This window comes from Haloglomus irregulare, from assembly GCF_007421925.1.
GTDB lineage: Archaea > Halobacteriota > Halobacteria > Halobacteriales > Haloarculaceae > Haloglomus > Haloglomus irregulare.
Genome location: NZ_QMDX01000045.1, coordinates 1 through 5,929, shown reverse-complemented (window position 1 = coordinate 5,929; position 5,929 = coordinate 1). Strand labels below are relative to the sequence as shown.

5 protein-coding genes and 2 pseudogenes are annotated in these 5,929 nt (G+C 58.6%); 6 read left to right on the top strand and 1 reads right to left on the bottom strand.

The annotated features are described in order from the left end of the window. Positions 1-200 (top strand): annotated as a pseudogene (locus DP107_RS21015) (hypothetical protein); the annotation flags it as partial. A 62-nt stretch (positions 201-262) separates the two neighbouring features. On the opposite strand, the gene DP107_RS19570 reads toward DP107_RS21015, so the two are convergent. Next, the gene (locus DP107_RS19570) at positions 263-1,501 is read right to left on the bottom strand and encodes an RNA-guided endonuclease TnpB family protein (protein WP_144263752.1); all 1,239 of its coding nucleotides are present in this window, start codon (positions 1,499-1,501) and stop codon (positions 263-265) included. A gap of 54 nt (positions 1,502-1,555) precedes the next feature. Here DP107_RS19570 and DP107_RS20420 point away from each other — a divergent pair, with 54 nt between their 5' ends. The 5 genes and pseudogenes from DP107_RS20420 to DP107_RS19550 form a co-directional block, all read left to right on the top strand. Continuing rightward, a complete protein-coding gene (locus tag DP107_RS20420) occupies positions 1,556-1,693 on the top strand; it encodes a hypothetical protein (RefSeq protein ID WP_169330562.1) in 138 nt (45 codons plus the stop codon). 99 nt (positions 1,694-1,792) lie between these two features. Continuing rightward, complete coding sequence (locus DP107_RS19565) at positions 1,793-2,068, top strand: YgaP-like transmembrane domain (protein ID WP_338072754.1); 276 nt, start codon at positions 1,793-1,795, stop codon at positions 2,066-2,068. Continuing rightward, positions 2,068-2,541, top strand: a complete 474-nt coding sequence (locus DP107_RS19560) for a hypothetical protein (RefSeq protein ID WP_144263750.1) — start codon at positions 2,068-2,070, stop codon at positions 2,539-2,541. The genes DP107_RS19565 and DP107_RS19560 overlap by 1 nt, the downstream gene beginning before the upstream one ends. Positions 2,542-2,798: 257 nt before the next feature. Next, the gene (locus tag DP107_RS19555) at positions 2,799-4,655 is read left to right on the top strand and encodes a cbb3-type cytochrome c oxidase subunit I (protein ID WP_144263749.1); all 1,857 of its coding nucleotides are present in this window, start codon (positions 2,799-2,801) and stop codon (positions 4,653-4,655) included. A gap of 820 nt (positions 4,656-5,475) precedes the next feature. Next, a pseudogene (locus DP107_RS19550) lies at positions 5,476-5,877 on the top strand (sulfite exporter TauE/SafE family protein); the annotation flags it as partial. Positions 5,878-5,929: the final 52 nt, after the last annotated feature.

Sequence of the window (5,929 nt, the reverse complement as noted above, 5' to 3'; positions counted from 1 at the left end):
CTGTTGGATTCATCCCACGAGTAAACTCGTGGGCGTTCTCCTTGATTATGTGTAAGGACCTTGGCCTCGGGACCCCGCGGGTCCGAGGCCGAGTACGCGTTAAGTCACACGTCTTCATCGCTCTTTGCCTACGATTGGCCGTTGCACTCGCCAATCACCATCGAGGAAACGATGTCGCCAGCCCAACCATCACGCTGTGACATCCTCGCCCGCCCTAAAGGGCGGGGCTTCCTACAAGGGAAGTCTCGCGTCGAGGGAGGTTTCAGGACTGAAACGCCGCAAGCGTCGTCTGTCCGGGTTTCGGACTCGGCGTGCGGTGTCCTGTGGTGCTGTCACAAGCACTCCTGTCCCGAGGCGAGTCATCGCCCGTCGGTTTCAGCGACAGGCTCTCTCCCCACGGGTTGAGGCGACCGGCGATGTTGGCCGCCGCGTTGATGTCCGCTTGATACTCCGTCACCCAACACCCGTCGTTCGTGCATCGGAACGCCGCCTGCGAACTTCGAGAACCGAGGTGGCCGCACTCGTGGCACGTCTGCGACGTGTACGCCGGGTTCACGAACCGAACCGGGATGCCCGCTTCGAGGGCTTTGTCTTCGATGCGCCCGGTGAGACGGGCGAACGCCCAGTTGTGGAGACGCCGGTTCATCCACTTGCCGTAGTCGAGATGTTCGCGGATGTACGACAGGTCTTCGAGAACAATCACGGGATTCTCGAACTGTCGAGCGTACTCGACGGCTTGCCGAGACGCCTTCTCCACGATGTCGGTGAGGGCATTCTGGTAGTGGTCAAATCGTTCGTCCACGCGCCACTCCGAAGCGTCGCGCTCTTGGAGCCGTTGGAGCGTGGTGTGCATCTCCTTGCGAAGGTGTCGGGCGCGTCCGCCGTCGAAGATGAACGGTTGGGTGGGAGTATCGTTCTCCGTCAGGGCACAGCCCGTCAGGAGTTTGGATTCACCGATGTCGAAGCCGACCGGCGTCGGGTCGTCCGGCTTCTCTGGTTCCGCGAGCTCGTATTTGACGGTGACGTGGAGTACCCAGTTGGTGCGGTGTTCTTGCAGTCGGAACTCTCCGACTGTCACGTCGCCGTCGAGCAGGTCGTCCCACAACTCCCGTTGGGTGGGGTCGATGCGGAGCGGAATCCAGAAGGCGTTGCCCCGTCCGGCTTGGGGAACGCGCCAGCAGAACTCGTGCGTTCGCTCCTCGGAGTGGTCGATGTTCCACCCTCGGTTAGTGAACCGGACGGGGTGGTCGTCGTCCAGCTCCGAGGCGTTGTACGTGTCCCGAAGTTGCGGGACGTAGTTCTTGAGCGCGTCTTTGGCGTAGGACGTGAGGTTGTAGCCGGTGACGACATCGTTGACCGCCGTCTGCGTGTCCGCACCACTCTCGAACGATTCGGAGAGAGCGCGGCGGTACGTCGCCACGGTACGCTGAAGCCGTTGCTCTTTGTGCGCCGTCGGCGGTGCGAGCGTGGCTTCAAGCGTTTTCGTGGCGGTGGCGGTCACGCCTGCTTCTACGGAACCGAAGCACATAAAACGCACGGAAACTAACAAAGATGTATGACCAAAGATGTGCGTCTACAGGTGAGCGAAGAACAGCACGAATGGCTAACCGAACTGAAGGACGAGCGAGGATACACGTGGAAAGGATTGCTGTTGGAAGGGGCGGAGTGCCTCGACACCGACAGAACGCAGTAGTTGGACAGACGGCTAAGTGTCGCATTCCTCCCCGCCCCAAGGGGCGGGGTTTCCTGCTTGTAGAAAGATGAGAACAGTTCTGCACCACCGCCCAATCAAATAATTAATGCACTGAGGGACCTTTCAGAAACTGTCATAGGGAAGAACGTCGGCTGTCTTGACAGAACAGCGCGGCTCGCCCTCGGTCACATCCTCATTGTGGTTGGCGTCGCAGTAGCAACAGGCTATCTTGACATCGGGTTCACGGGAACGCTCGGGCTGGCAGTCGCCGCACTCGTCCTCGTCGCCGGGGCAATCTTCGTCGTTACCGGAACGACGCAGAGGTGTACGGCAAACCAGGTCGCCAGGATCAACACGCACAACAAGCAGAACTGATGGACGCAGGATACCTGTCGTCGGCAATATCGACGATGCGGCTCTACGGGAGCCTTATACCGGTCGTCTCCGGGGGGTGCTCAGTGTATCAATCGGTAACCGGACCGGTGATGACTGGGAGTGCGTGGGTGATGGCAACCGTGGGTGTAATTGTCATCGCTCACGGAGTCGTTCTCCTGATCCCTGCAGTTGATCGCCTCGGAATGACGAGTGGGCCACTTATCATCACCTACGCGGTAGTGACGCTCCTCAATCAGGGGCTTGTTATGACCGCTGAATGGATGAGTGGCGAAATGAGCGCCGGCATGAGGTCCGGTATGGACGGTAGGATGACAACTGGTAGGATGGGTGTCGACGGAGGCATGATCGCGATCGCCGTCCTGATGCTTGTAAGCGGAGTCGCCACGACCGTCCGACGGGACATGGTTCACTCGAAATCGTCTTTGACCGCTCGGAACGAAGTGACGAACTGATTTTGCGGAATCCCAATGGGAGTTCTCGTCGTTGCATACACGACCATCCCGGACAGGTTGTCTGGTATCCGCCGACCGTACCAGTCCAAGGCAGTGGCATTCGAAGGCGATACGACACGGACCGACTCCGGTCGCTGACCGCACCCCGTACGGTCCTGTGTAGACGGGTGCGACCTGAGATTGAGCCGCCCGACCGCGGTTCCGCTTGTCGCTCGCCAAACTAAGTTACTTGTACTATTACAATTGACTCTACGGCGATGGCAGGCGAGCAACTCGCGCTCACGATACTGATGGGTATCGTCCTATTGGCAGTCGCTGGCTTCCTCTCCCGAGTCACGGACTGGCGGTCATATGCACCCGGGGCGACCACAACGGGGGGAGCCACCGGTGGTGCCGCACACACCGAGAAACCTGGTGGTGTGTTCCGCTGGCTCACCACGGTTGATCACAAGGACGTTGGCATCCTCTACGGTGTTTACGCGGTCATCGCGTTTGCGTGGGCCGGAGTGGGAGTACTAGTGATGCGTCTCGAACTGCTCACCCCAGCGCAGGATCTTATTGGCGCGCAGTTCTACAACGGGCTGCTGACGAGCCACGGCGTCACGATGCTGTTGCTGTTCGGGACACCGATTCTGGCGGCGTTCTCGAACTACTTCATTCCATTATTGATCGGGGCCGACGATATGGCGTTCCCGCGAATCAACGCCATCGCGTTCTGGCTGCTCCCACCGGGCGCGCTGCTGGTATGGGCCGGCTTCTTTCTGGGGCCGCTAACGGGAGGCGCCATCGCGCCATCCCAGACCTCGTGGACGATGTACACGCCGCTCTCGGTCCAGCAGGCGAACCCGGGCGTAGACCTGATGATGCTCGGCCTCCACCTAACGGGGGTTGCCGCGACGATGGGGGCGATCAATTTCATCGCGACCATTTTCGTCGAGCGTGGCGACGAGGTGAACTGGGCGAATCTGGACATTTTCTCGTGGACCGTCCTCGTCCAGTCCGTCCAGATCCTGTTCGCGTTCCCACTGCTGGGGAGCGCGCTCATCATGCTGTTGCTGGACCGGAACTTCGGAACCACCTTTTTCGCGGTCGATGGCGGGTCACCTATCCTCTGGCAGCACCTGTTCTGGTTCTGGGGCCATCCTGAGGTGTACATCCTCATCCTACCGGCGATGGGAATCGTCTCGTGGATTCTGCCGAAGTTTTCCGGGCGGAGGCTGTTCGGCTTCAAATTCGTCGTCTACTCCACCATCGCCATCGGGGTCCTGTCGTTCGGCGTTTGGGCCCACCACATGTTCTCCTCGGGCATCGACCCGCGAATTCGGGCCTCGTTCATGGCCATCACGCTGGCCATCGCCATCCCAACGGCGGTGAAAGTGTTCAACTGGATTACGACGATGTGGAACGGCAAGCTCCGGCTGACGACACCGATGCTGTTCTCGATTGGCTTCATCTCGAACATCATCATTGGCGGTATCACAGGTGTCTTCCTCGCCGCCATCCCTGTCGACCTCGTGCTCCACGACACCTACTATGTCGTCGGGCACTTCCACTACTTCCTGATGGGAGGGACCGTGTTCGCGGTCTTCGCGGGAATCTATTATTGGTTCCCGCTCATGACAGGTCGGATGTATCAGCGTAAGCTGGCGAAGATTCACTTCTGGCTCACCATGGCCGGGGTCAACTTGACCTTCTTTGCGATGCTGATTATGGGCTACATGGGAATGCCACGACGGTACGCTAGCTACCAAGTCGATGGCGCCATCGCGCCGCTCGCCCAGCTGACGACACTTCATCAACTCGCCACCGTCGGCGCGTTCCTTCTCGGGGTCGCACAGTTCGTCTGGCTCTGGAACATGGTGCAGTCGGCCCGAGAGGGGCCACTACTAGAGACGCCGGATCCCTGGAACCTGAAGGACGACGGTATGTTCGGCCGGGACTTCCAGTGGCTGGAGGCCAAACGCCTCGCCGCTGACGGTGGCCAGACCGACAGCCGAAGCCACCCAGCGGACCGTTCAGACGGCGACACTCATGCTCAGTCGGGAGCCGAAAATATAGAGCCCAGCGAGGCAGACACCCCCCCGATCGCCGCCGTTCGCCGTATCGAGGACTGAAAGCCGCAAGGCGACCACCCGTTGCGAGAGCTCGCACTCCCAGTCATATTCCATCACGGTACCGACGGCGTGATGAACGCGTTCATTGAGCACCAGTGACTCGTTTCTGGGCGCCCTACTGCTCGCTTGACGACGAGTTCGAACACAGGGACCACACGGCCATGTTTTAGACGCTGTAGAGAATGACTCACTCCGGTGAACTAACGACCCCCGGAGACGAGAGCTGAGTAGTGTGCTATCTCGTCTTACCCGTTTTACAGACCGCCTCGTAGCGTCGGCCAAACGTGCTGTATCAGGGAATCCTGACCTGGCAGTCAAGATGGGTGATGGCGGCCACGCTGACTGGGTACTCGAGAAAGCGCTCCCCGACTCATCAGGTCAGTATGGACTTGAAGCGGTGCCGAATAACTCGGCAACCGAGAGGATCGATCTAGCGGCCGAGTACGGTGGCAGTCGCCGCCAGGTTGCTATCGAGATAGATCAACAACAGGGTCTCTCGTTCGTTTTTCAATCGCAATCCGCTCTAAAGGAACATATCTCGCACCCAGCGTCTAAATAAGTCCGCCAATTTTGTTTAGTGGACCAATAATCGGAAAGGCGGGAACACGGCATTTACCCACCAAATTTGCCCCAGTCCAAGACAAGACTGGACACGTATAGAACGGAGTATTGAAGCCTATCGGCGGATAATACTGCCGTTCACATCTGTCCGAGTGAACCCGAATATCCGTTTATCTCGCCGTTACGGGGACAAGGGATACGTCTCACTAGCTTTCTCTCTTGTAACTCCGGATTCAGTTCGGCCTGACCGGTGATGACTATGAGTGCTCCAGAATCAAGAATAGATGTCGAACGGTTCGTCTCGAACTTTCTCGAGTTCCAGTACCGCGAGGTGATGATGGTCTTCGCGACGCTTGCCGTCGTGGCAAGCTCTATACTCTTCTTCCCCGGGTTTGATAACCTAAGTAAGGGCCTGCAAGCCGATATTTCGCTCCCACTGTTGACGGCGTTCATTCTCGTTGCAGTGATCGCTGGGGTCATCAAGGGGATGGTGGGCTTCGGCTATGCACTCATCACGACGCCCATCTTCGCTTCAGTGATCGATCCGACCTTCGCAGTGGTCGTCTTAGCCATTCCGCCGTGGATGATCAACATGTTCCAAATCGGGGAGACCAACACTGGTCTCTCCTTCATCCGCGAGGAATGGGTTCTCGTCCTGCTATAGTAACCGTTAGAACTTTCTGCTCTTAGTGTGTTGGCGTATATAGTGAATC